This is a genomic window from Bacteroides sp. 1001136B_160425_E2 (genome assembly GCF_015559655.1).
Classification (GTDB): domain Bacteria; phylum Bacteroidota; class Bacteroidia; order Bacteroidales; family Bacteroidaceae; genus Bacteroides; species Bacteroides luhongzhouii.
Genome location: NZ_JADMQH010000008.1, coordinates 48,434 through 74,279 on the forward strand (window position 1 = coordinate 48,434; position 25,846 = coordinate 74,279).

Below are 25,846 nucleotides of genomic sequence, written 5' to 3' on the forward strand. Positions count from 1 at the left end.
GGATGAGACCGAAGTAGCCCGGCAGAAGCAGCCTTGTTTTTTTCTTTTTTGGTACTTTTTCTTTTGTATCAAGACAAAAGAAAAAAGTACATAAAGATAACAAAAAAAGCGGAAGTACAAAACCCCCGCTTTCTCTATCGTATTAATCTTTACGCTTTTCTAACATTTAACGCGACTCATTTTTTCGTTTCCGTGTCGTCATCCTTCCGTTTCGGCTCCTTCTTGGCAAGGAGAACGATATTATACACATAATCCGTCATCCACTGTTCCGAGTACCCCAGACGCTCTTTGTATTGACGGACAGCCGCAGCCGTTTTATGCACATCATCCGCCTTCCACACCATCTTGGTACAAACATCATGTACCGTTTTCTGCGTCATACCATACAAAGCCTTTTTAAAGATCGACGGCATACGGAACTTCCACTGCATCAGATTTCCCATCAACATCATCAGATCATTAGAAAATCCCTGATACATGAATAAATAAGATTGAATATCATTTTGAGTGCGGCAGTTACGTTTCACGGAAGCGTCGATTTCCTTGAAGAAATTCTCGTTCAACCCATAATCCTGCATCAGCATTTTGCGTGAGGCAGACTTTTCGGCCAATCCCAGTTTGCCGTTTTGAGTAGGCACTTTAAACAAACGTTTGAAGTTAGCTACGTCCGGCAGGAATCGGATATTGGTGATACCTAGGTTTGTGGCGATCACTGACTGGAAATACACCCGGGTCAGTGATATGAAATCTTCTACATTGCCGACTTTCGTTTCATCGGATTTTTTCTTGAATAAACCAAATAAGCCCATTGTTATCTCTACAATTTTATTATTTACAATTTACTATTTGAGCGCATGGAAGGTATATAACATAACTACCATCTGTCAATTTCCGTGCAAAGGTACAAAAACAGTTGGTTTTCACCAACATTCCAAGTCCTTTTCGATGTCCGGCATAGACTCTTTCTTAAAAACAGGACTTTGAATGCCGGCTTTCTTTTGTGCCCGGTAATCATTTAAATATTGTTTGTGGTTATTCGTTTTTTATTCGGAAGTAGAATTTATGATTTTCGAATACGGGTTCCACAATATCATAACGGACAAATTTGGCGAGCAGATGTTCAGCGGCACGTCGTGAAAGTCCGGTTTGGCGACAGTAGCGGTTGAGTGAGAGTAAAGTGCCATGTTCCAGTTGTTCGAGCAGTAGCTGTTCACGTTCGGTGTAACGGATCAGTTCGCCACGGGGGCTGTCGCTTTGTTGCCATACACGGAGATGTATAGGTGTTGCCAGAATGTTTTCATCCTTGATACGGAGATAGGCTAGAGGTTTCCCTGTTTCGTCTTTGGCGTAAACTGGTTTATGCGGAGTCTCTTCGATGGTCGCTACCAACACTTGCCGTCCCTCCACTATATATGTTTGTAATGTGTATTCCACTTCCGGTACGCAATAAAGTTGTGCGGCGGCCTCAATCATATATTTTTCTTCTTCGGAGCGTACTCCCGCAATTTTGCCATTGTCTTTTACGCCAATAAGTAATCTTCCTCCGTCCGTGTTGGCAAAAGCCGAGAGTGTTTTGGCAATTTTGCGTGCGTCGGAAATTTCGAATTTAAAGTCCTGTTGCTGGTGCTCTCCTTCAGCAATCAATGCATGTATATAATCGGTATCTGTAAGCAGTTTCATGGCTACAAAGGTAGGTAAAAATGGTGAAAAGCCCCTTTTTTAGATATTTTTCGAAGATTATTTCAAAAAAAATATTGATTTTATGCTTTTATTTCGGGAAACAGTGTATTTTTGCGGCACATTATTAACGAAAAAAATAAAAGGATTATGAAAGAATTGGTAGAAAAAGTAGCAGCTCTTTATGCTGACTTCTCAAAAGATGCTAACGCGCAGATCGAAAACGGTAACAAAGCAGCAGGAACTCGTGCTCGTAAAGCTTCTTTGGAAATCGAAAAAGCAATGAAAGAATTCCGTAAAGCATCTTTGGAAGCTTCTAAGAAATAATTAGAAGACTACTAAGATATCGAAAAAGAGGGCATATCGTGAAGCGATATGCCCTCTTTCTATTTTTATGCGAAATGACTTTTTAGTTGTTTTAGCACGGATAGTGATGATGATTTAGATAGAAAGGTGTATGTTTGTATGTGGCACCCCAAAAATATATGAGTAGTATTAAGCTTCTGCTTCCTTTTTATGTTAATGCTAAATACGGTGGAGTCTTCATTTGCAATATTGTTGTTTGTTGGGCTTGCAAAACTTTTTTCCTCTATGCGCATCTCAAATTAAATCGTATATTTGCGAAAAGAATCAAGATTGGGAATTATGAACGAAAACGTCTTAGCTAAACTGAAGATACTTGCGGAATCTGCCAAGTACGACGTTTCCTGTTCTTCCAGTGGTACGGTGCGCTCCAATAAGCCGGGCACGCTGGGAAACACTGTCGGAGGATGGGGAATCTGCCACAGCTTTGCCGAGGACGGACGGTGTATCTCGCTATTGAAAATCATGCTTACCAATTATTGTATCTACGACTGTGCTTACTGTATCAACCGTCGTAGCAACGATCTTCCCCGCGCTACATTTTCCGTTTCGGAATTGGTGGAACTGACGATGGAATTCTATCGTCGTAACTACATTGAAGGGCTGTTTCTTAGTTCCGGAGTGGTCCGCAATCCGGATTATACGATGGAGAGACTGGTGCGTGTAGCTAAAGATTTGCGGCAAGTGTACCGGTTTAACGGTTATATTCATCTCAAGAGTATTCCCGGTGCCAGTCGTGAATTGGTGAATGAGGCCGGGCTGTATGCCGACCGTTTGAGTGTCAACGTCGAAATTCCCAAAGAAGAAAACCTGAAACTCCTTGCGCCGGAGAAAGATCATAAAAGTGTATTTGCTCCGATGAAATATATTCAGCAAGGTGTATTGGAGAGTAAGGAAGAACGGCAGAAGTTTCGCCATGCACCCCGTTTCGCGCCTGCGGGACAAAGTACCCAAGTGATTGTGGGAGCTACCTCCGAGTCGGATAAAGATATTCTTTTCCTTTCGTCGGCTCTTTACGGCCGGCCGACCATGAAGCGTGTCTATTACTCGGGCTACGTTTCTGTGAATACGTATGATAAACGTCTTCCGGCATTGAAGCAACCGCCTTTGGTACGTGAAAACCGGCTCTATCAGGCTGACTGGTTATTGCGTTTTTACCAATTCAAGGTGGACGAAATTGTGGATGATGCCTATCCGGATCTCGACCTCGAGATAGACCCGAAACTCTCGTGGGCTTTGCGTCATCCCGAGCAGTTTCCTGTCGACATCAACAAAGCGGACTACGAAATGTTGCTCCGTGTGCCGGGAGTGGGAGTGAAGTCGGCGAAGCTGATTGTCGCTTCCCGCCGTTTTTCGCGACTGGGTTTTTATGAACTAAAGAAGATAGGAGTGGTGATGAAGAAGGCGCAATATTTCATCACCTGCAAAGAGCTGCCTCTCCAAATGCAGACCGTGAACGAACTTTCACCGCAACGGGTACGTAGCTTATTGCTGCCGAAACCGAAAAAGAAAGTGGATGAACGCCAATTGTTACTTGATTTTGGCGAATCGTAAATTATCAAATAGTAAATATAACAAGTGAATATTTATATCTACGATAAAACCTTTGATGGTCTGCTGACTGCCGTGTTCGACGCCTATTTCCGCAAGACCTTTCCTGATGACTTATTGTCGGAAGGAGATGCTTTACCCTTATTTTATGATGAGTTACATACCGTAGTCACCGATGAAGAAAAGGCCGGGCGTGTGTGGCGGGGATTGCAGAAGAAAGTCTCTGTTTCTGCTTTGGGCTGCCTCACACAAAGTTGGCTGTCGGAGCTTCCGGAGGTAGGGATGCTTATTTTTCGTTATATCCGTAAAGCGATCGACTCACCCCGTTCCATCGAAACCAATTTTGGCGATCCGGACGTTTTGCAATTGGCGCAAATATGGAAGAAAGTGGATGGCGAACGTGTGCACCTGATGCAGTTTGTCCGTTTTCAGAAAGCTGCGGATGGTACATTCTTTGCGGCTTTCGAACCGCAGTATAATGCGCTTCCTCTTACCGTCCACCATTTCAAAGACCGTTTTGCCGATCAGAAGTGGATTATTTACGACATGAAACGCCGTTATGGTTTTTATTATGACTTGCAAGAAGTGACGACCATCTCGTTTGATGATGACAGCCGTGAATCCCATCTGATTACGGGGATGCTGGATGAAAGTCTGATGGACAAGGATGAGAAGCTTTTCCAACAACTCTGGAAAACTTATTTCAAGGCCATTTGTATCAAAGAACGTATCAATCCAAGAAAGCATAGGCAAGATATGCCTGTACGTTATTGGAAGTATCTGACGGAAAAGCAGAAATAGAGTTCCATCCTTTCCAAATAGAAAAGACTCGGCGTGCGTTTATATAGACCATCGAATGAGGAGACAATATCCCCCTCAAAAAAGAACTGGAAAGTAATACCTTTCCCTTCATTATAGAAAAACAGCCTTTACGGATTAGATAGAGTTTTTCCGCAACTTTTTCTTCCTCCAAAAGAATTGCTTTGGAAGGAACAGACAGATATTCAAATTTTATCTGTGATTCAATAAAATGATTTAAATGGCTGTTTTCTATCATAATGCGATGTTGTTAGGGAACTCTTTCAGAAACGACGATAATCTTATATTGCTCCAAAGAACAATGGATTGATATAAAAACTGTCGCAGAGATGAAGAGATGGAGTTTATCTGCGCTTGTAAACAACCTCAATCACTCCATTATAATTTAATGTATTAACTAGCCTCAAATTTATCATACCACCTGTTTCTTCAAATAACTTTGTGCCTCCACCAAGAATAACAGGTATGATTGAGATATGGAATATATCTATTAAATCTTCTTTCATCAATTGATTTATAATATCAGCTCCTCCGCAAATCCAGATATTCTTTCCTGTTTCTTTCCTAAGTTTATTGACAAGTTGGCATGGATCGGCATTTGTAAATTTTATATCCATTGTGTCAGTCATCGATGCATCATGAGTAAAGACATAGGTTATAGTTCCCGAATACGGCCATCTGCTGGGTGATAGCTCCGTTGTTATTTGTTCATAGGTTTTTTTTCCCATGATGACAGTGTCTACATTGTCGAAAAAAGCCGAATAGGTATCCTGCATTTCTACGGAATCATCTTGTCCTTTTATCCAATTCACGGATTTTTTGCAATCTGCGATATATCCATCAAGACTCATTGCAATATATAACACAACCTTTTTCATGCTATCCAAAATGAATGTTTACTTGTTTTTTATACTTTTTCTTTTAATCGCCGCAAAGATACATAAAACGATTATAATTTCATTCCTTTGCTTTTCTTTGCTTCTTCTGTTTTTGTTTCTCTTTTATCTTTCTGTAAAGGGGCTTTTTGAGTTTTTCGATTCTTTATTTCTTCAATTATTCAATTCGCTGCACTGTTACCTCCGGAAACTCCTGTATCAATGAAAGCAAATGTCCTTCATCGTTATTTCGTTTCGACTTGATGACCATACTCACCTGATAAAACTCTGCTTCACCCTTATGCAATGTTTCCATTTCGTAAGAGACTATCAGGTAGTCTTTAGAGTTGAATTTGTCCGCTATTTGTTTCAGAGTGTCTTTGTTGGTAGTAGAGAAAGAAACCATCGAGCTTTTCATTCCGATGCTTTTAAACAGGTAAGTAAGTAATTCCAGTCCGATGAGGGTCAATACCATGGCAGCAATGCCGATGGTGTACATTCCTGCGCCTACTGCCAGTCCGATACCGGCTGTTGCCCAGATTCCTGCGGCGGTAGTCAGTCCGCGTACAATCTGCTTTTGGAAGATGATGGTTCCCGCACCGATAAATCCGATACCACTGACGACTTGTGCCGCCACACGACTGGGATCAAGCGTGACACTGCTTTCTTTTATAATCTCCTGAAATCCGTATTGAGAAACAATCATAATCAGGGCACTGCCTAGCGATACGAGGAAATGAGTACGGTATCCGGCCTCTTTGGCACGGTATTCACGATCCAGTCCGATGATCGCCCCCAGTATTCCGGCGACCAATAAACGAATTACGAAATCTATGTTCAACATCATGTGTTCAATCTCCTTTCTACTTTTTTATTGTTTGTGGAAAAATACTTGGAACTATAAATATACAATTATTTCTCCTTTAGGGGTCATTAATTTAGTAATATTTGAATGTATCCGTTTCATTTTATCGTATATTCGCAGACTCAAATGAATGTTTAATCCTGTGATTGAGTGAATAATGAAGAAAAGATTTTTTTATATAATCAGCTTTTTGCTGATCTTTTGTATAGAGGTGCTGATAGCTTTGTATGTACGTGATAATTTCATACGTCCTTATGTCGGAGATATGCTGGTGGTAGTCCTGGTGTATAGTTTTGTGAGAATATTTCTCCCGACAGGAATTCCTCGGATGCCGTTTTATGTCTTTCTTTTTGCTTGTTTTGTAGAAGTGTTGCAATACTTCCAGTTGGTAGAGATGTTGGGCATTACCAACCATGCAGCCAGAATCATTTTGGGCTCTACGTTCGATTGGGCGGATATAGCTTGTTATGCGGCGGGATGTGTATTTATTGTTTTATTCGAGCGTTTGTTTCAGCATAAGTCATAAAATTTATTTCTTTTCCACGTCTGTTTCGGATGGATTCAGATGATGTCCGCAATATTTGCAAAACTCGGCATTGTCTTCGTGTCCCGAACGATGGCAGTGGGGACATTCTTTGTCTCTTCTGCGTTTGTAGTCTTTCATCATGGAGGCGGATACAATCCCTGTCGGTACGGCAATAATCGTGTAACCGATTAGCATGACACAGGCGGAAAGGAACTTCCCGAGACCGGTGACGGGGGTAATGTCTCCATAGCCTACGGTAGTCATGGTGACGATAGCCCAGTAAATGCTGTTCGGAATGTTGTTGAACTGTGAGTTGGGTTGTGTTCCTTCAATCATATACATCAGTGTGCCGATGGAAGTCACCAGGATGACGACAAATAAGAAAAATACCGCAATCTTCTTGCTGCTTTCGCGTAAGGCGGTGAGCAGTCGTTCGCCCTCATTCAGAAAGTTGAAGAGCTTGAAGACACGGAATACCCGTATCAGGCGGAAAGCACGGATGATGAGCAGATAGCGTGCACCGGGGAAGAGCAGTCCGATGTAGAGAGGAAGGGTGGCCAGCAAGTCTACGATTCCGAAGAAGCTGAATATGTATTTCCGGGGACGGGGCGAGCAGTAGATTCTCGTCAAGTACTCGAAAGTAAAGAAGGCGGTGAAAAGATATTCCATAATAACGAACGGAGTCGTCAGAAAGCTGGGAAGTCCTTTCAGGCTTTCGATGATGACAAGCAGTACGCTGACCAGAATACAACCGATAAGAATCACGTCGAACAGTTTCCCGGCGGGAGTGTCCGATTCGAAGATGATGACATACAACTTTCGTTTCAGTTTTTCGTCATGTAAAAAACGATGGATTCTTTCTTTCAGTTTCATACTAAATGAAATTTTTGGAGAAGAGGTTAAGGAGAGGCTTTTCAGTCAATGACCCATTGTTTATTGTAAGCCTCTGTTTTTTTCGGATCGTAATACATTCCTTCTTGTGTAGGAATATAGAGGGTGTATGTCTTTCCGGTCCTGTTTTTTAATGAGGTGTCGCGCAGCCAGGGGTTGGCATCACGGAGTTGTGCATAAGTGATACCTTGTGATTTGGCATAATCATTCAAATCATCGATGGAAGTGGTGACAGTCACCTTTTTGTAAGGAATAGGCGGATATAGATGTTCCCGCTTCAGCAGAAATCCGTAACGTTGCGGGTTGTTGAGTATCTCTTTGGCTGCCAATAGGCGGAACATATAGCGGGAAGTTTCTTCTACCAGCCATAAGTCCATGGCATGACTTGCCAATTGCTTGTCGAGTTGGGAGGAGATACGTCCCTGTCCGGCATTGTAGGCGGCGGAGACAGCCATCCAGTCTCCATATTTGGCATACGCTTGTTTGAAATATTTGCAGGCGGCTACGGTTGCTTTTTCAATGTGGTAGCGTTCGTCTATGTTGTCGTTCACTTCCAGTCCGAATTCCCGTCCGGTGGCGGGCATAAACTGCCACAACCCTGCTGCTCCTGCCGGAGAGCGGGCGATGTTGTTCAGGTTACTTTCGATTACCATCAGGTATTTGAAGTCGTCGGGGATGCCGTTGGCTTTCAGTATCGGTTCTATGAGGGGGAAATACCGGTTGGCACGTTTTATCAGTAGCATGGTGGTGGAATGCATATAGGTGAAAGCCATCATTTCACGATCCATCCGTTCGCGGCGGTCATAGCGGCGGAGGTCAATGGTTTCCCCGTCAAAGGTAACCTGGGCGGGAACGGTGGGCGAGGTGACGCAATAAGGTACTTCCGATTTAGCGGAATGTTGTTCGGTCACCTGGCTGCTGCCTGTCAATATAGGCATGGATGCGCCGATGCAAAATACTAATATAAGTGTAAGAATATAGTTGATTTTAGTTTGTTTCTTCATTTATTTATTTCATTATTTCAGTTGATATAATTCAGTTTCTTGTTCAGACTTTGTTGGACTGTTCACATACTTGCCATTCTCGCCAAGCAGATCGCTTTCTGTATTCCGTCCGCCCTGTTTGTAGATGTCGTTCATCATCTCCTTTATTTGATAGAACAAATTTTCTCTCTCTTTGTCAGTCAGTTCAGAGATTTTTTTCTTTCAGTGCTAAAGTCTATCTTGCAAAGATAATCCCATTTTGTTTTTTTCAAAGAACTTTTCTTGCATTTTATACGTTTTTCTAATAGAGTTAAAATAAATAATGAATCAAGATGAATATAGCAATGACCGGAGCTACCGGATATATAGGTAAACATCTTTCCAACTATCTCACAGAAAAGGGCGGACACCGGATTATTCCCTTGGGAAGATCGATGTTCCGCGAAGGTATGTCCGGACATTTGATTCAGACATTGACGCATTGCGACGTAATCATCAACCTGGCTGGCGCACCCATTAATAAGCGTTGGACACCGGAGTACAAACAGGAATTGTTCAACAGCCGCATTGTGGTGACGCATCGTATTATCCGTGCATTAAATGCTGTCAAGACAAAACCGAAACTGATGATTTCAGCTTCCGCTGTGGGCTATTATCCTCCGGAAGTAGAAGCGGACGAATATACCCGTACCCGCGGCGACAGTTTTCTTTCCGATCTTTGTTATGCATGGGAGAAAGAAGCTAAACATTGTCCCGAACCTACCCGGCTCGTCATTACACGCTTTGGTGTAGTGCTTTCTCCGGATGGAGGGGCGATGCAGCAGATGCTTCGCCCTTTGCAAACCACAAAGGTAGCTACCACCATCGGTCCTGGTACTCAGGCTTTTCCGTGGATAGCCATGCACGACCTTTGTCGCGCCATGGAGTTTTTTATCACTCACGAAGAAACGCGAGGTGTGTATAATCTGGTAGCTCCGCAACAGATTTCACAATATTCTTTTACCCGTGAGATGGGAAAAGCTTATCAGGCATGGACAACGATTATTGCTCCGCAACGGGCTTTCCGTATATTTTACGGTGAAGCGGCCTCCTTCCTGACAGCCGGTCAGAAAGTCCGCCCGACACGTCTGACAGAAGCCGGGTTTCGTTTTTCCATCCCTACTGTCGAACGTCTTTTTAAAGGTACGGACCACAGTACGGTTACCTCTCTCGACTTGAACCGATATATGGGACTTTGGTACGAAATAGCCCGCTACGAGAACCGTTTTGAACACGGACTGGTAGATGTCACAGCCACTTACACGCTTCGTTCTGACGGCACGATTCGTGTGGAGAACCGAGGGTGCAAGCGCAATTCCCCTTACGATATCTGCAAGACTGCCAACGGACACGCCAAGATATCCGATCCCGCGCAACCGGGTAAACTGAAAGTCTCTTTTTTCCTTAATTTCTACTCTGATTATTACATATTGGAGCTGGATGAAGAGAATTACAACTATGCCCTTGTAGGTAGCAGTACCGATAAATATCTCTGGATACTAAGCCGCACGCCGCAGCTGCCCGAGGAAATCAAAAAGAAACTTGTCACTGCTGCCGAACGTCGTGGTTACGATACAAACCGGTTGCAATGGATAGAGCAACTTTGAAAACTTTTGAACAATATAGATTATGGATTACGAAATTATTCATCAACCCGAACAGAAACTGTTCAAGACTGAAGTAGACGGTCGCACCGCCTTTGTACAATATCGCCTCTTAGGTGATTCTCTCGACATTATTCATACCGTCGTGCCCCGTCCGATAGAAGGGCGCGGAATAGCCGCTGCGCTGGTAAAAGCTGCGTACGACTATGCAATAACCAATGAGATGAAACCAAAAGCCACTTGTTCCTACGCGGTAAAGTGGTTGGAACGCCATCCGGAACTGGGGTAAACCGTTGTCCGAATGGCGTCAACAGAATTGTTTGTGTTTTTATTGATATTTGGTAGAAAAAAGTCCTAATAATTGGCTTTTGCTTAATGGTTTGGTGAGGAATGCGTTGCAACCTGCTTCCATGGCACTCGCTCTGTCAGAATCGAATGCGTAAGCTGTCAGGGCGATAATCGGAACTGTGGTATTGAATTCCCTGATTTTTCGTACTGCTTCGAGTCCGCCCATAATCGGCATCTTCATATCCATAAGGATGATGTCATACTGTTCGTTGCGCAACTTCTCAAGCGCTTCCACTCCATTTTTTACTCGTGTGAGATTGTATTTGAAGAGAATGTGCTGCACTAAAGAAAAGTTACTGTCGTTATCTTCAGCAATCAGTACTTTGAAATCTTTCTTGTTGATTTCGCTCAATGAAGGTATTTGCTGTGCGGGAGCCGGTGTCGCAGACGTATTTTTACTATCTTGTATTTCACCATTCTCCTGTGTATCTATTTTACAGGGAACCCATGCCCAGAAAGTGGAACCGATACCTGGATTGGAAGTAAAGCCGATTTCTCCTCCTGCGCCCTCTATGATTGCTCTGGAAATGGCCAGTCCGAGCCCTGTGCCTTGTGCAAATTCGTTGAGCTTCTGGAAACGACCGAATACTCTATCCTGCAATTCCACCGGGATACCGACACCCGAATCCTGTACATAGAATCGTATTCCTTCGTTTTCTATACTATATCCCATTTTGATAAATCCTGCGTGGGTACATTTCACCGCATTGGTAAGGAAATTCATCCATACCTGTTTCAGGCGGTTGACATCGAGAAATATCCAGCAGTCCGAACAAGGATTGTCAACAAAGAGTTTCACGTCGGGATTAGTCATTTTCTGTTGAATCATCATATACAGCTCGTTGCAGACTTTCGACAGATTGAATTTCTCCCTTTTACGTTCGAGAATTCCCGATTCTATTTTGGAAAGGTCGAGGATATCATTAATGAGCCGTAGCAACAATTCGTTGTTCGATTCGATGATATTCATGTATTCTTCTTTTTCGGACGGGTCATCGCAGTGCACCATCAGACCGGAGAAGCCTACAATGGCGTTCAGAGGCGTACGTATTTCATGGCTCATATTGGCGAGGAAGGCAGATTTGAGCCGGTCGGAAAGTTCCGCTTTTTCTTTCAGCTCTTTCAGTTCCTGCGCCATCTTTTCCCATTTTGTATTGTTGAACTTGATACCGGTATAGCGGGTGACGTTTCCTTTTTTATCTCTTTCCACGGGGATTCCCGTTACAATCAGAGTTTGCCATTCATTCTCCCATTTACTTTTGGAACGGTACTGGAAACTGAATTCTTTGTCTGTTCGCCGAATCATATATTCGATATGTTTGCAAACACAGTCCCAATCTTCCGGATGGGTAACTTCCATGTAATCGTTCGGCGTGATGGTCCTTTCCGGGTGATAGTCGTTGACGGGGTCGTTGAATGCTTTGAACTGCCTGGTCAGGACATCAAAATCCCAGTAAGACATTCCGATAGTCTTGAAAGTGAGCTCCATTTTGTAGTTTCTTTCTTTTACTTCCTCGTCCAGTTGGTGAAGTTTGGATATGTTTTGGCGGAAACCGGTGAAGCGTATGTTGTTGCCGTCTTCATCCTTCTCAAAAGGTACGCCCAGGATGTTGCAGTACTGCCATGAATCGTCGTATTTTGTTTGTATGCGACAGGTGAAATTGATAGTGATCTCTTTTCCCGAAAGCATAGATTGCATGGCGTCATAGGCGGCAGAACGGTCATCGGGATGGATGACTTCCATATATTCTGTGATGGAGAGCAGTTTGTTGCTTGCGTAATCGTTGATAGGGTCGTGGTAGGACTCGAATTTCTGGCTACGTACATCGAAATCCCAGTGAATGATATTGCTCACCTGCATGGCAAGTTCGCGTTTGGTCATCAGTTCCTGCGTTTTCTTTACCATTTGTAATCTTTCGGTAATGTCCAGCTGGGTTCCGATAATCAATAATTTCCCCATGTGCTCGGCCGATAGACGCATTCTGCTTTCATAGTGGCGATATTGTTTTTCGGCTTCATCGAAGAAGCGTAAGGTGATTTGTCCGTTTTCGATTTCCTTATTTATTAGCTGTGAAAACACGAGGCGCAACTGTTCACAGTCCTGTGGATGCAATATATCCAATAATTCGTCCAATGTCATTTTTTCTTTCACAATGGACGTACCATGTAATGAACTGAATGTTTTTTTGCGGACATCATATACCCAGGAAGACATATTTGCGGCCTCCATCGCCATCTCCAGATTTTTCTTGTTTTCTTCTGTCCGGAATTCCGTTTCTTTTACCACTGTTTTGTCGTTGGAGAGCAGCATATGTCCGATGATGTCTCCTGCTTTATTCCATAAGGGGATTACCTGGACTTCGAAAATCATGCTGTTCTTGTTATGAGTCGTAAAATACTCGTCTTCATTGATGCGGTTGAAATCATACTCAAATTCCAGCATTATATTTTCTTCCCCACCTTGTATTCTGGCTTTGAGCTGCTCATCCATATAAGGACTGGAAAACAGGTTGACTGTGCCTACTACGCTATTCCGGTCATTCACTCCATACATTTTCAATGCGTGGTCATTGATGAAACGTAAAACGCCGTCCGTGTCATACATCTCTATGCTTATTGGCAGGCGGGCATATATACTTTCCGCAAACAGAACTTTCTCGTGTATTAATTCGGTTATTTCTTGTTCGAAGATTGTTTGGTTGTTTTCACTGGGAAGAGTTTCCTTTTCATTCATTTTAGTTGTTGTTTATTTTCGTCTGTCGGGTTAAATGGGAAATTTAGTTGCAGAGTGTACGTACATTGTTTTTTATCACTGCAATATACTCCTTACTTACAAATGTAATAAAAACAATAGAGAAAAGGAAATAATGAACGAAAAAACTGAAATAAGGGATAATTACGGTTTTGCTCAAATTCACAGGAATGTATCCTGATTGCTAACATATCTCTTGAATTACTGCATAATAGTGAAAAAAAGAAAGGTAATCTGTGATTGAATGCTTTTTGTGAATAAACGATTAGTAATGGGAAATTTAAGGATTTTGACTTGAACGCAGATGTCTATACGTGGAATATAGAATTTTAGCGAACCGGTGTATGACCGGAAGAGAAAAAACGCTTCGTTTTTTTTATATAAACTTTCAGAGATACGCTTCTCTCTGAAAGTTTATATTTATTACATATTATTTCCATCTCTTCAACTGTGGAAAGAACTCTTTCATCGTTTTACGTGCTTCTTCCACCGTGTATTTCACTTCCGAGTCTTTATTGAACTCATCCAGATAATTCAGGTTGAGTTCGATCATTTCGTCCATTGTACACTCTTTTGTGAAATGTCCGTCCGCATAGCAATAGTGGCAATAATCCTGATTCTTGCTACCGTCTGCTTCTTTTCCAAAAGTTGAGTCGTCTATCGGCATACCGCAACTTTGACAAATTTTTTGTTCCATCTTTTTGTTAGATTATAAATTTATGTTACAGGACAAATATAGGTAGAATTGTTGGAATAGGAGTTGTCCGATCTTGCTAATTACCTGTTCATTTCCTGGCTTGTTCACTTTTGGGGTTAATTTGTTTTCACCGGCAGGCGTTTCCACATCCAGCGGGGAATCATTTTCCAGAAAAACACCAGAATCCGGTAGCGCCAGTCGATTACTGCCACCCGTTGTTTCCGCTTCAGCGACCAGGAGATATGACGGCCCACTTTGGCGGCGTCCATCAGCAGTGGATAATGCGTTCCGTCATTCAGTAAATCGGTGGCAACAAATCCGGGACGAATATCGGTAAAACGGATATGTAGTTTTTGCAGGTATGACAGTTGTTCGAGCGCATCTATATAAGTGTTTTGAAAACGTTTGGTGGCAGAATAGGCAGGAGCAACTCCGAGGCCTTTCGTTCCGGCAATGGAACTGATAACGGCCAGGTGTCCGCCTCCGTTTTTCTTGAAGTACATGAAAGCGGTATCTACCATCCGGATAAAGCCTTCTACATTGGTACGTGCTGTATTCAGTTCTACTTCCATATTCATGTCCATATTCTGGAAACCGATGCCGGAACTAAGAAGAAACAAATCCATGCCGCCTAGTTTGTCGATGAGCAGATTCAGCTTTTCGCTTGCGTCCTCTTGGGTTACGTCCAATGCTTGGATTTGAATTTGATCCGGTGCTGCCCGTTGCAAATTTTCGAGAGAAGATTGCCGTCTGCCGGCTACTCCGATTTTCCAGCCTTCCAGTAACAGGCATTTTGCAACTTCTTGTCCGATACCGGAGGTGGCCCCTATGATAATGGCTTTTCTCATTACTGATTTTTTAGTAAGTTATAGGTTCAATAAATGTCGTATGGTTTGCCAGGGTGCATAGAACAACATTCTCGGTCCGGAAAAACGCATTACCTGTCGCATTCGTTCGCGCAGGACGGGCTTGTAACAATGTACCGTGCACTCTTTGCATGCACCCTTTTTCTCTCCAAACGGACAACGGTCGAGACGGGCATGCGCATAGCGAAGCAACTCTTCACAGTCGGTACAAAGAATGTTGTTTTTTTCTTTTTTCCGACAATAGAGGCGGATCATTAACTCTACTGTTTTCTTTTCGTGTGCGATGCGTGATTCCTTCATCTCTTTCTTCTTTACACTTTGGATTGACAAAGATAGCGAAGATTATGCAGAAACACAGGCGTATTCTGTTAAAATGTACCTTCTTTCTTTTTCTATTGGTTTTTTGAAACATCTTTCGAAGAGCTTGTTGTTGACGGAAACAATCTGTATCTTTGCGGAATGAAAAAGTTATTGTGTCCGCAATGTAAGATTGCGGCTATGTATGTGAAGAATGAGCAGGGTGAAAGGCTACTGGTCTATGTGCTCGAAAATGGTGAAGTTGTTCCCAAGTATCCGGAAGATTCGATGGAGGGTTTCGACTTGACAGAAGTTTTCTGTCTGGGTTGTTCGTGGCATGGCTCACCTAAACGACTGATGAAATGATTAACAGTCTGGTGATTAGTGATTGACAGTTTAGTGATTAATGATTAACGTACTACGCAATATTGAATTGTAGCACATACGCCGCATGGCATTATCACTAAACCGTTAATCACAATTATTTGATTTATGTCAACTAAAAGAGGAATGGAAATCGAGAACAAGTTCGTTTGATTTTCCGTATCTTTGCGCCCGATTTTAGAACATAGACGTATGGCAACTTCTAAAGAAATGACGGCAGGGCCGGCATTACCTCTCATTTTAAAGTTTACACTGCCGCTTTTACTCGGCAATCTGTTGCAACAAACGTATTCGCTTGTTGATGCTGCAATTGTAGGAAAGTTCTTGGGAATTAACGCGTTAGCTTCTGTCGGAGCCAGCACGTCAGTGGTGTTTCTCATTCTCGGGTTCTGCAATGGATGTTGCGGAGGGTTCGGGATACCTGTTGCGCAGAAGTTTGGGGCGCGGGATTACAGTACGATGCGTAGTTATGTGGCCGTCAGTTTGAAACTGGCTGCGGGAATGTCTGTGGTGATTGCTCTTCTCACCAGTATTTTATGTGAGGATATTCTTCGGATCATGCGTACACCGGAGAATATATTTGAAGGGGCTTATGCTTATCTGCTTGTCACTTTCATCGGTGTGCCGTGTACGTTCTTCTATAATCTTCTTTCGAGCATTATCCGTGCGCTGGGAGACAGTAAGACGCCTTTTTGGTTTCTGTTGTTTGCGGCTGTTTTGAATATCATTCTCGACTTGTTCTGTATTCTGGTACTTGACTGGGGAGTGGCGGGAGCTGCTGTCGCTACTGTCTTTTCGCAAGGATTGTCGGCTGTTCTCTGCTATATTTATATGTATCGGAAGTTTGAAATATTGCAGGGCACTCCGAAAGAACGCCGGTTTCAGTCGAAACTGGCTAAGACGCTGCTCTATATCGGTGTGCCTATGGGATTGCAGTTTTCTATCACGGCTATCGGCAGCATTATGCTCCAGAGTGCGAATAATGCATTGGGAACGGCGTGTGTGGCAGCCTTTACGTCTGCTATGCGCATCAAGATGTTCTTTATCTGCACGTTCGAAAGTTTGGGCATTTCGATGGCTACATATAGCGGACAGAATTACGGAGCGGGTAAACCGGAACGTATTTGGTTGGGAATCAAGGCTAGTGCTCTGATGATGATTATTTATGCGGCATTCACGTTCCTTCTTCTGATGGTAGGGGCTAAATATTTCGCGCTGATCTTCGTAGACCCGTCGGAAACGGAAATTCTGCTGGATACGGAGTTGTTCCTGCATATCTCCTGTATGTTCTTCCCGATGCTTGGTTTGTTGTGCATCTTGCGTTATACTATTCAGGGAGTAGGCTTTACCAATCTTGCTATGTTCTCCGGAGTGGCGGAGATGATTGCGCGTATTCTTGTCAGTCTCTATGCCGTACCGGCATACGGCTTTATTGCTGTCTGCTACGGTGATCCGATGGCTTGGATAGCAGCAGACTTATTCCTGGTGCCGGCCTTTATCTACGTTTATCGCAGGTTGAAGAAGCAGGTGTTTGTAAATTCGACTGTACAGCAGACTGTTGCATAATTATCTTTTCTCAGGCTAAGAATATTCCTTTGTTTGAATTTAGAAATCGGCCTCTTTCTGTATACGGAGAATGTCTCCGTATATGGGATGACGGAATTCTATATATTCGGCATGGAGGTATAGTCTGTCCGCTTTCTTTCCGTAGAGCTCGTCTCCAAGTATGGGGCATCCCAAGCCTTCCGGATGGGCGGCGTGTACTCTTAACTGATGTGTTCGTCCGGTCAATGGATAGAAGATTATCCGGGTGTGTTTTCTTGATTCATTGAAAGTGCTTCCTGATTCACTGATGATCCTATATTCTGTAATTGCCTCTTTTCCGTATTCTTTATTAACGATTTGTCGGGGACGGTCAAGGGGATTTAAACAGAGAGGGAGTTCGATCCTTCCTGTTCTTTCTGATAGTACTATTCCATCCAGCACAGCCACATAGCGTTTCTTGATACTTCTGTTTGCAAATTGTGCCTGTAAATCCTGATGTACCTCTTTTATTTTGGCAACGAGCAATAATCCTGAAGTAGCCATATCGAGCCGGTGTACAATCATGGGTCCGGTAGCTTCGGGATATTTCTTCTTCAAACGATGATAGACTGAATCTCTGTCCTCCGCTTTTCCCGGAACGGACAACATTCCTGCCGGTTTATTGACTACCAGCAACCATTCGTCTTCAAACACGATTTCCAGTTCTTTATCTTCATGAACAGGATTCAGCAGTGGATTTTCGTCTACCTCCAATCCTTGCAACATGTGTTGCAGAATCGGTTCACACTTCCCTTTACAGGAAGGATAATAATATCCGTGATGCCGGATTTCATTTTTAGGAGAGTCGCCCCACCAGAATTCAGCCATAGCCAATGGCTTTAATTGATGAAGATACGCATATTGCAATAACTTGGGCAAAGCACATTCACCTGCACCGGCAGGGGGAACTTTCTGAACCGTTTGCTCGAAAATAGTATACAAGTCTTTCACCTCTCCTTGGGCGTTTAGCAGCCGGAACTGCTCGAATAACTTTCTTTGTAAAGCTGCCGAACGTTCTTTTCGTTCGGTTTTCAGTCGCTCTATTTCAATATCGAAGTGCCTGACTTCCGTTTCGAGCTCTTCCAATCGTTTTTTCCATTCCTTTTCCAGTCGTTTGTATTCCGCCTTTTGGTATTGGCTTTCCCGAATCAGGGAGGCTTGTTCTTCTTCGGAAATCTCGGGGGGAGACTGGCGACGAATCTCTCTCGCTTTCTTTGCCATTTTAAGCTCCGCTTTTGCTTGATTCAAAACAGCGTTAGCCTGTTCCGTTTCTATCTTCCATTTTTCTTTTGAATCGAGATAAGAACTACTGTTTTCCAATTCACGAATACGGATATTAATGGCAGAAATCTGTTCTTCTTCAATTTTGAAGAATCCCTCCGGTTGTAATAAGTCATAAACGGGAGGAACGAAATAAGGATGCAGATTCTTTCCGGCCAGATTGCCGGAGAAAGCTGCAAGATAACCAATCTGATTTTCTTCGTTTGGATTTTCTTCGTTGTTTGTTATTCCGTTGTCCGTTTGTACAATCAACACTCCAAACATCTTTCCGGAAGCCAATTCTTCTTGCCATTCTTTCCGGCTTGCGATATATTTTTTCACTTCTTCCGCAGCCAACACACACAATGGATGAGGTGTATAATGGAAAGGATAAGTGAATTTCTCCGGCAGCGCAAGGTGAGAAACGGGTTTCTTGAAAAAATGTATCATCGGTTTATATATGAATGAATGTGATTACCTTTGCAAAAGTAACGTAAATCCGCGAATTTTATTCTATATTTGTTTGAGAGTTTGAGTGAGATAACGTGGACGCTTGAATGAAATTGTATGGATAGGATGGAAGAAAAAACAAAATTTGCCTTTCTTGGCAACAGTCACATGGCATTTTGGGCACTGGATATCTATTTCCCCCAATGGGAATGTCTGAACTATGGTGCTCCCGGTGAAGGACTGGCCTATGTGGAGTCTTTTGCGGTAGACACTTCCGATTGTCAGGTCGTCGTTCAATTCGGAACCAATGATATTTATCAGTTGAACGATGAAAATATAGATGAATATGTAGAGCGTTATGTAAAAGCGGTTCTTGCCGTCCCTTCATTGAAAACATATCTTTTCTGTATTTTTCCGCGTAATGATTACGATGATTACAGTACGGCTGTGAATAAATTTATCCGGATCCTTAACCGGAAGATACACGAGAAATTGCAGGGAACAGATATTGTCTATCTGGACGTATTCGATCGTTTATTGCAGGATGGCAGGCTGAATCCGGAGTTGACTCTCGACGATTTGCATTTGAATGGTAAGGGCTACAGTATTCTGACAGAAGCACTGAAACAGGCTTCCGGTTTGTAAAGTATACACAAATTCTTCATTCCTTGCTTTTATTTACGAATTTGGTGGCATATCGGTTTATTTTTCCTATTTTTGTCCCCAATTAAAAAATAAATAACCCCCATAAAAACGATAAGACTTATGGAACAAGTAATTATCAATTCGTACGAAGAATTCGAAAAACTAGTAGGCCAACAGATAGGTGTTTCCGATTATGTGGAACTCTCGCAGGAACGTATCAATCTTTTTGCTGATGCAACGCTGGATCATCAATGGATTCATGTAGATACGGAACGTGCTAAAGTAGACAGCCCTTATCATAGCACGATTGCTCACGGCTACCTGACATTATCCATGCTTCCTTATTTGTGGAATCAGATTATCCAGGTGAATAACCTGAAAATGATGATTAACTACGGTATGGACAAAATGAAATTCGGTCAGGCTGTATTGGCAGGACAGAGCATCCGTCTAGTGACTACTTTACACTCGCTGACTAATCTGCGTGGTGTGGCAAAAGCGGAAATCAAGTTTGCTATCGAAATAAAAGACCAACCGAAAAAGGCACTTGAAGGAATCGCTGTGTTCCTTTATTATTTCAATTAATAATAAGCTGAAAAGACACAGATTCTATCTATTTGTGATAGTGACGGTATCCGATAAGAATAGTGACGGTATATGACAACGATACCGTCACTATCGCAAGCAGATACCGTCACTATTTTTTTTCTGCATCAATCTCTTCTATATCAGTCTTTTCTGTATTATTTTTCTCTACGTCAATCAGGGGCTGACGTTTACTTATCGTGAGTACTAACAACAATTTTTATTTGGGTTATCAGTAAGCATAAATTTATGTATATTTCCGTTTACCCCTTTACTCCCATGAATCTGAACGGCTGTGCCGGTTTAAAGTCTTTGGTTGCATTTCCGTGATAGGTTTCGCCATTGGCGATAGATAATTTGAGTACCGGAGCTCCTTCTGACAAGTCGATTTCCCGGAGATTTACCCAGAATGTATTGGGAGTCAGGCTCGATTCGAAGAAATAGAGCAAGTTCTTGCTGTCCGACACCGTTCTCCATTGTGTGGTGGAAATTTCCGGAAATTCGGGTGTAGAGATGCCATAAGGAACAGAAGTGTTTCGGATAACGCTGAATACGCTTGCTATGGCTATTCTCACATCATCTGTTTGGGGTAGGGCATTAATATAAAAACTGGCTCTTGCAAAACGGTCGGACGGACGGTTGGTTCCGGGCAGGAAACTCAATCCGCCTATTGATTTCCAGTACTCGTTTAGTGCCAGTTGCTTGTTGTAGGTTGGAGAGTTGGTCATCACTTTGTATTCTTTGCTGTGGTAGACAGTCAGCTTTCCGTCCGTATATTCGAATATCGCACAATCACTCGTTGCGTCGGAAACGGACAAGTGTAAGGTTGCCAGACGGGAGCCATCCGGCATCATATCCGATACTACTTGAAAAGTGTTCTCATCAATGAAAGCTACAGCCTCATCTACGGTGGCGAAGTTGTCCAGCATATATTGCACCCATGCAGTAATGGCAAGTCCCGGTTTACTTTGATCCCTGACCGGATATTTTGCTTCGGGCAACCATAATAGATTGGCAACCAATCCTTTTTCATTCATCCCGTCTGTGCTGGCAATCTCGAAAGCCGAAGTTACTACGCTGCCATACTTGGAAGTCCATTTCAAAGAGTTGGTTCCCGTTTCTCCATTTCTCTCCATACCTTTGGGAAACACCCAAAGATTACTGTGCATTTCTGTTTTCCAATCCATAGACCGGCCGGTTGCCACCATTCCATTCTTTCCCGAATAAACGACTCTTGTACACATAATTTAATTTCTAGTTAAAGGTTTATTATAAGCTGCTTTATGGGGAATAATCCGACGGATGCGAATTCCTTCCGCAAAAACATATTCTCAAAACAATAACGTTCCATTTATGTTTTACATAAGTACCAGATATTAATAAAGTATCAAAAACAGGGATTATGTCATTAAGCAATCAGTTTTTCTTAGCTTTCATAGCCTTTAGGGTATTTCTTCGTACAGAGCGGATGGCAGGAACCAGTAAGTCGGGTTCCATGATTTCCAGCATGGTACGTAATTCCTGTTGTAGTTCCGGGATGGAGCGCGTCAGTTGATAAGCCAGTTTCATGCAGAGAGATTGCACACCGGCTGGTTCTTCACGCGATATCATGCGTTCCATGCAGAAATCGAGGAAATCCACTCGTGGCGGGTCGGCGGCAGGTTGCTGGCATATCAGGTTCAGGAGCATTCTCCGCTTTCCCGAATGTGGGCAGGTCATGGCGGCGTCAATCAACTCGTCCTGTCGCCGGCTCAACCATTCCACATCTGCTTTGGAGAAATGAGTACATACCCACAATGCCTGATAGGAAATAATGCGGTCTTCATCGAATATCAGCTGGTAGATTTCTTCCCTAAGACGCTCGTCGTCCTGTATGAAATGGAGTATTTCTCTGATATCTTCAATGTGTACACGTTCGGATAATCTGGCACGTAGGTTCATGTAGTTTTGTTTTTTGAGGGTTAATCTCTGTTACCGGTATTCGCTTCCGGCAGTTGTAAATGAAGAATGGGGAAAGGTTTACCCATACTGTCCGTTTCATCTCTGCCGATAATCTGGAATCCTAGATGGAGATAGAATTGGAGTGCCTTTTCATTCTGCTCGTTGACGTCTATTTTATCCATCTGTTTTTTGTCTCTTGCGTATTCTATTAATCGTTTGCCATATCCTTTTCCCTGTTCGTCAGGGTGTACGAACAACATTTCGATCAGTTCGTCGCTTAGTCCCATGAAAGCGGCAATCTTTCCGTTGGCATTGCGGATAACAAAAAGTTCAACGACCGGTAGATAATGTTCCCGCATCAGTGGTTTGTAAAACTGGATATCTTCTTCCGTCAGGAAATCATGCGTGTGACGGACGGACGTTTCCCATACATGGAGGATTTCTTCATAATCTTCCGGAGTAGGTTGGGAGATGCCGGGGAGATAATAACACTGGTGGTCGTAGGTATTTCCGTTGTAAGTCAGTTCCGCTTGGTGGAGGGTGCCTTCATAGATGAAACCGTTCTTTTTCAGGACTTTCTGTGAACGTTTGTTGTGTGGATAGCAAGTGGCGGTGATGAGGCTTAGTTTCAATTCCTCAAAGCCATATTTGAGAACGCTTTGCACTGCTTCAGTCATATATCCTTTGCCCCAATAGGTCTCGTCGAGCCAGTAACCCAACATTCTTACTTGTGGGTTTTCCCGTTTGGGATCGGGGATGATTCCTACGGAACCGATCAGTTGTTGCGTATCTTTTAGTATCATCGCCCATATACCTTCCTGATTGATAAATGTGGAATGGAGTATATGGCGAGACTCTTCCAATGTCCGGTGGGGCGGCCATCCGGCATTGTTTCCCAAATTCGGGTTTTGGCAACAGGCGAAAAATGCTTCTGCATCTTTTTCTTCAAAAGGGCGGAGGAGCAAGCGTTCTGTGTCGAGTGTTACGGAGGGAATATTTTCAGTCTTGGTGTCCGTTCCTGCTCGATATACACATTCAATCCGATTTCCATCAGGATCGAGCACAACACTTTCAAAGTATCCGTCTCCCGAAGTACGCGGTTCACCGGCGATGGTATATCCTTCCGAACGCATCTGTTCGGTGAAACGTAATACTTCTTCTTGGCTGGGAAAGGTGAAAGCAAAGTGTGTCAGTCCAACTCTGTTTTCTTCAATGGGGGTGTCTTGTACGTCTGTACGACTCATGAGTTCCAAGTCAGTTCCCTCACCGAAAGAGACAAAATATGACTCAAATCCTTTCTTGGGATTGATGTATTTCTCATTGCTTTTTCCTCCGAAGAAACGGACATAAAATTCTTTTAATTCTTCCAGCCGGAAGGTCCAAATGGCAATATGATGCAGTTTCATATAAATGTTTTTTTAATTCCTATTACTTTTTACTTTGTTTCAATCCTAATTCGTACCGAACGTGATTTGTGTCGCTCTTAATGCTGTATTACGTATTTGTAAACGATGCGGGAAATATCAGCGATAATCTGACTGTTCGCCTGACTGTTTTCTTCAGAATCCTTCACGAAGACAGCTATGCTATAAATACGTCCATCGGGTAAAAGAACGAAACCGATGTCATTACAACCAATCTGCTGTCCTTTCGCATTAAGGTCTCCCGTTCCGGTTTTGTGACCTACGGTTACTTTTTTATCAAGCAACGGAGCAACCAAACGATCTTTCCCGGTTTGACATTCCACCATTGTCTGATATATAAAGTCTTTGTACACTTTTGCAAACAAAGGTTTCTTGCAGAATATCTCCAATAATTCGGCAGCAGCTAACGGAGTGGTCCAGTTTTGATAACACAGATTCAAGTCTTCGTGCATCGCTGTTTCTGTTCCGACGATGACACATTCCTGAACTCCTAATGAATGGATATACCTATTCACAGCTTCCGGACCACCTTGATAGTTGAAAAGAATATCGCAAGCATTGTTATCGCTCTGCTGAAGTGTGTATCTTAACAGGTCGGCGATACTCATTTCAATTCCCCCTTGCGGATATTTATCTCGCAGCGGACTGTAAGTGTTCGGCTTTAAATCTGATTTTTTGATTGGCAACCGGGTGTCCAGTGATTGTTTTTTCTTTCCCATATAATCGGCCAATGCCAACGCCTGATGAAACTTGAATACGCTCATTAACGGGTAGTGAATGTCATTATTGACAGTTACCGTATCTTTTCCGTTAATGATAACGGCAATCCCTATTTCAGCTTTTTTATCTTTGATTGCCTGTTTCAACTGTGTTTCAAGTTTGTTTTGTTGGGCAAGCAGGAGGGTGGGTACTAAACAAAGAAGCACTATGAATGAACGCATAATCAATTTCCTCTTTTAACGGGTTACTAATTCTCTATTGAAGTCACATTCTCTATTGAAGTCACAAAGGTATAAATAGTAATTGCCTTTGCAAATTCTCATCCCAAAATAGTGATGTCGGATAAGAAATTCCTACTTTTGTGAATTAATCAATTAATGAGTAAGTGTTATGATAAGATGTCAGTCGGAATTATTTCAATCATCGGTAAAATTAGTAGATGGTTTGAAAATGAACACAAAAGAGGACTTAAAGCAGATGGCGAAAATTTTGCTTTTATCTGTTCCCACAAAACTACGTAAAGATGAATATGCGAAATTTTTAGCAGGAGCAGTTTTGGCTTGCCCGGATATGTGGCTTCCCCGATTGACACAGTATGAGCTGACTTTGCTTGATAAGTTGGTGAAAGCGGGAACTGATATGTATGTAGAAACGACCAATTCATTTATGGTGAGTACGTTGGAAATTCTGTCTTTCGTAGCGACGGATACTTGTCACTTGGAAGAAAGTAAAGTCCGCTATATGATTTGTGATGAATTGCGTGAAGCCGTAGCTCCTTATTTAAATAATTATTTGACTTCGGAAAAGCAAGCAATCCGTTTTATGGTAGAGCAGTATGCTTATGGAATCATAAATTTATATGGTTATCTGTCTTATTTCGATCTGTTAAGTATGCTAATTGATTATTTGCCAGATTCGGTGACAAGAAGTGAAATCACTGATAGCTTGACTAATTCGGCATTGATACAGCGGCTAACCTTTGAGGCAGTGGATGGTTGTAACTCTACTATTTGTATACAGTCTCCATTTTTGGACGATTTAGATGATTTGGAAGAAAAAATGTATGCTCGTCGTGAAATAACAAATAGGAAGAAGTTTTCTAAAGAAGAAGTCTTTGCCGCAGGAATGATGCCGTTAGTCGTTATTCCTAATCCATGTTGGGATGAATTGAAGGAGTATATGATGAAGAAACTGCGATATACGGAAGAAAAGGCGGATAGTAGTTTGGCATATTTGTGGTTTACTGCTCAAACGGAAGAAAATTCAATGTCTATTATTACTTCAATGATTAGCCACAAACTTTCTTCCATGCAGGAACTGCAAGAGGCTATTGAACTATTTATGGATTATGTGAATCATTGTCCCCGTTGGTTTCTGAAAGGCTATTCTTCGAATGAAGCATTCGTTTTATTTGAAAAAGACAAATTAAAAAAGAATCCTCCTCGCATTGTTGCAGGTCCGAATATGGAAGCTGCCGGTATGGACATTACTCCGGAAATGCAGGCAAGGATAGACAATCTGTTTCGTGGCATGCCTTCCAAACACACGGTCGGAAGGAACGATCCTTGTCCCTGTGGAAGCGGGAAAAAGTATAAAAAGTGTTGTGGCAGAAATAATTAAGAAAAGGACGATTGCGGAAGAATATGTAACATAAATACAGAAGGAGATACGAACAAGAGGGTTATATAAAAGAGTAAAAT

At 42.6% G+C, this 25,846-nt stretch carries 27 protein-coding genes; 11 read left to right on the forward strand and 16 right to left on the reverse strand.

All coding sequences use genetic code 11. The features are described from left to right. Nucleotides 1-176: 176 nt before the first annotated feature. Together I2I04_RS09535 and I2I04_RS09540 are read right to left on the reverse strand one after the other, a co-directional pair. A complete protein-coding gene (locus I2I04_RS09535; protein WP_143258286.1) occupies nt 177-809 on the reverse strand; it encodes a hypothetical protein in 633 nt (210 codons plus the stop codon). Between the two features lie 223 nt (nt 810-1,032). Continuing rightward, on the reverse strand, nt 1,033-1,680 hold the full coding sequence (locus I2I04_RS09540; RefSeq protein ID WP_004314088.1) for a helix-turn-helix domain-containing protein: 648 nt from the start codon (nt 1,678-1,680) through the stop codon (nt 1,033-1,035). 147 nt (nt 1,681-1,827) lie between these two features. Between I2I04_RS09540 and I2I04_RS09545 the strand changes: the two genes are divergently transcribed. From I2I04_RS09545 to I2I04_RS09555, 3 genes are all read left to right on the forward strand, one after another. Continuing rightward, nucleotides 1,828-2,004: a histone H1 gene (locus tag I2I04_RS09545; RefSeq protein ID WP_004301965.1), complete on the forward strand. Its 177-nt coding sequence runs from the start codon at nt 1,828-1,830 to the stop codon at nt 2,002-2,004. 318 nt (nt 2,005-2,322) lie between these two features. After that, a complete protein-coding gene (locus I2I04_RS09550) occupies nt 2,323-3,594 on the forward strand; it encodes a putative DNA modification/repair radical SAM protein (protein WP_143258289.1) in 1,272 nt (423 codons plus the stop codon). A gap of 24 nt (nt 3,595-3,618) precedes the next feature. After that, nucleotides 3,619-4,392, forward strand: a complete 774-nt coding sequence (locus tag I2I04_RS09555) for a TIGR03915 family putative DNA repair protein (RefSeq protein ID WP_143258290.1) — start codon at nt 3,619-3,621, stop codon at nt 4,390-4,392. Nucleotides 4,393-4,754: 362 nt separating this feature from the next. Here the strand turns inward: I2I04_RS09555 and I2I04_RS09560 are convergent, their stop codons facing one another. Together I2I04_RS09560 and I2I04_RS09565 are read right to left on the reverse strand one after the other, a co-directional pair. After that, nucleotides 4,755-5,288: a dihydrofolate reductase family protein gene (locus I2I04_RS09560; RefSeq protein ID WP_195471596.1), complete on the reverse strand. Its 534-nt coding sequence runs from the start codon at nt 5,286-5,288 to the stop codon at nt 4,755-4,757. Nucleotides 5,289-5,463: 175 nt separating this feature from the next. Continuing rightward, on the reverse strand, nt 5,464-6,132 hold the full coding sequence (locus I2I04_RS09565) for an MgtC/SapB family protein (RefSeq protein ID WP_143258293.1): 669 nt from the start codon (nt 6,130-6,132) through the stop codon (nt 5,464-5,466). Between the two features lie 175 nt (nt 6,133-6,307). Here I2I04_RS09565 and I2I04_RS09570 point away from each other — a divergent pair, with 175 nt between their 5' ends. Beyond that, nucleotides 6,308-6,676, forward strand: coding sequence for a DUF2809 domain-containing protein (locus I2I04_RS09570; RefSeq protein WP_143258298.1), 369 nt, complete (start codon nt 6,308-6,310; stop codon nt 6,674-6,676). Between the two features lie 3 nt (nt 6,677-6,679). Here the strand turns inward: I2I04_RS09570 and I2I04_RS09575 are convergent, their stop codons facing one another. From I2I04_RS09575 to I2I04_RS23410, 3 genes are read right to left on the reverse strand one after another with little or no spacing between them, the layout of a single operon-like run. Next, nucleotides 6,680-7,549 (reverse strand): ion transporter, encoded by an 870-nt coding sequence (locus I2I04_RS09575; RefSeq protein ID WP_195471608.1) that lies wholly within the window; start codon nt 7,547-7,549, stop codon nt 6,680-6,682. 41 nt (nt 7,550-7,590) lie between these two features. Continuing rightward, a complete protein-coding gene (locus I2I04_RS09580) occupies nt 7,591-8,571 on the reverse strand; it encodes a lytic transglycosylase domain-containing protein (RefSeq protein ID WP_143258306.1) in 981 nt (326 codons plus the stop codon). Between the two features lie 12 nt (nt 8,572-8,583). After that, nucleotides 8,584-8,709, reverse strand: coding sequence for a hypothetical protein (locus I2I04_RS23410; protein ID WP_255436032.1), 126 nt, complete (start codon nt 8,707-8,709; stop codon nt 8,584-8,586). A 173-nt stretch (nt 8,710-8,882) separates the two neighbouring features. On the opposite strand from I2I04_RS23410, the gene I2I04_RS09590 reads away from it, so the two are divergent. Together I2I04_RS09590 and I2I04_RS09595 are read left to right on the forward strand one after the other, a co-directional pair. Continuing rightward, nucleotides 8,883-10,196 carry a TIGR01777 family oxidoreductase gene (locus tag I2I04_RS09590; RefSeq protein ID WP_195654893.1) on the forward strand — a complete coding sequence of 438 codons (1,314 nt, stop codon included), beginning with the start codon at nt 8,883-8,885 and terminating at the stop codon, nt 10,194-10,196. Nucleotides 10,197-10,218: 22 nt separating this feature from the next. Further along, nucleotides 10,219-10,482: a GNAT family N-acetyltransferase gene (locus I2I04_RS09595; protein WP_143258314.1), complete on the forward strand. Its 264-nt coding sequence runs from the start codon at nt 10,219-10,221 to the stop codon at nt 10,480-10,482. Nucleotides 10,483-10,521: 39 nt separating this feature from the next. Here I2I04_RS09595 and I2I04_RS09600 read toward each other — a convergent pair whose 3' ends face one another. The 4 genes from I2I04_RS09600 to I2I04_RS09615 form a co-directional block, all read right to left on the reverse strand. After that, nucleotides 10,522-13,275: a PAS domain-containing hybrid sensor histidine kinase/response regulator gene (locus tag I2I04_RS09600; RefSeq protein WP_195654894.1), complete on the reverse strand. Its 2,754-nt coding sequence runs from the start codon at nt 13,273-13,275 to the stop codon at nt 10,522-10,524. Between the two features lie 448 nt (nt 13,276-13,723). Then, nucleotides 13,724-13,990 (reverse strand): zinc ribbon domain-containing protein, encoded by a 267-nt coding sequence (locus tag I2I04_RS09605; RefSeq protein WP_004314772.1) that lies wholly within the window; start codon nt 13,988-13,990, stop codon nt 13,724-13,726. A gap of 116 nt (nt 13,991-14,106) precedes the next feature. Next, complete coding sequence (locus tag I2I04_RS09610; RefSeq protein ID WP_143258321.1) at nt 14,107-14,838, reverse strand: SDR family NAD(P)-dependent oxidoreductase; 732 nt, start codon at nt 14,836-14,838, stop codon at nt 14,107-14,109. Between the two features lie 18 nt (nt 14,839-14,856). After that, entirely contained in the window at nt 14,857-15,156 is a 300-nt protein-coding gene (locus I2I04_RS09615; RefSeq protein WP_143258326.1) for a nitrous oxide-stimulated promoter family protein, read from the reverse strand. 159 nt (nt 15,157-15,315) lie between these two features. On the opposite strand from I2I04_RS09615, the gene I2I04_RS09620 reads away from it, so the two are divergent. Next, the gene (locus I2I04_RS09620; RefSeq protein ID WP_195654895.1) at nt 15,316-15,519 is read left to right on the forward strand and encodes a hypothetical protein; all 204 of its coding nucleotides are present in this window, start codon (nt 15,316-15,318) and stop codon (nt 15,517-15,519) included. Nucleotides 15,520-15,729: 210 nt separating this feature from the next. Next, a complete protein-coding gene (locus tag I2I04_RS09625; RefSeq protein ID WP_195654896.1) occupies nt 15,730-17,103 on the forward strand; it encodes an MATE family efflux transporter in 1,374 nt (457 codons plus the stop codon). A 39-nt stretch (nt 17,104-17,142) separates the two neighbouring features. On the opposite strand, the gene I2I04_RS09630 is transcribed toward I2I04_RS09625, so the two are convergent. Further along, nucleotides 17,143-18,831 (reverse strand): RluA family pseudouridine synthase, encoded by a 1,689-nt coding sequence (locus I2I04_RS09630; protein WP_195654897.1) that lies wholly within the window; start codon nt 18,829-18,831, stop codon nt 17,143-17,145. A gap of 117 nt (nt 18,832-18,948) precedes the next feature. Here I2I04_RS09630 and I2I04_RS09635 point away from each other — a divergent pair, with 117 nt between their 5' ends. Then, nucleotides 18,949-19,476, forward strand: coding sequence for an SGNH/GDSL hydrolase family protein (locus tag I2I04_RS09635; protein WP_143258337.1), 528 nt, complete (start codon nt 18,949-18,951; stop codon nt 19,474-19,476). A 120-nt stretch (nt 19,477-19,596) separates the two neighbouring features. After that, nucleotides 19,597-20,061, forward strand: a complete 465-nt coding sequence (locus I2I04_RS09640; protein ID WP_143258338.1) for a MaoC family dehydratase — start codon at nt 19,597-19,599, stop codon at nt 20,059-20,061. A gap of 263 nt (nt 20,062-20,324) precedes the next feature. Here the strand turns inward: I2I04_RS09640 and I2I04_RS09645 are convergent, their stop codons facing one another. The 4 genes from I2I04_RS09645 to bla all read right to left on the reverse strand — a co-directional run bounded on the left by I2I04_RS09645 (nt 20,325) and on the right by bla (nt 24,367). Next, entirely contained in the window at nt 20,325-21,305 is a 981-nt protein-coding gene (locus tag I2I04_RS09645; RefSeq protein WP_143258339.1) for a linear amide C-N hydrolase, read from the reverse strand. Nucleotides 21,306-21,477: 172 nt separating this feature from the next. Next, nucleotides 21,478-22,002: a hypothetical protein gene (locus I2I04_RS09650; RefSeq protein WP_195654898.1), complete on the reverse strand. Its 525-nt coding sequence runs from the start codon at nt 22,000-22,002 to the stop codon at nt 21,478-21,480. A gap of 20 nt (nt 22,003-22,022) precedes the next feature. Next, entirely contained in the window at nt 22,023-23,408 is a 1,386-nt protein-coding gene (locus I2I04_RS09655; RefSeq protein ID WP_143258341.1) for a GNAT family N-acetyltransferase, read from the reverse strand. A gap of 77 nt (nt 23,409-23,485) precedes the next feature. Further along, a complete protein-coding gene (gene bla / locus I2I04_RS09660) occupies nt 23,486-24,367 on the reverse strand; it encodes a class A beta-lactamase, subclass A2 (protein ID WP_195654899.1) in 882 nt (293 codons plus the stop codon). Nucleotides 24,368-24,536: 169 nt separating this feature from the next. Between bla and I2I04_RS09665 the strand changes: the two genes are divergently transcribed. Further along, nucleotides 24,537-25,766 (forward strand): YecA family protein, encoded by a 1,230-nt coding sequence (locus tag I2I04_RS09665; RefSeq protein ID WP_195471629.1) that lies wholly within the window; start codon nt 24,537-24,539, stop codon nt 25,764-25,766. Nucleotides 25,767-25,846 lie beyond the last annotated feature (80 nt).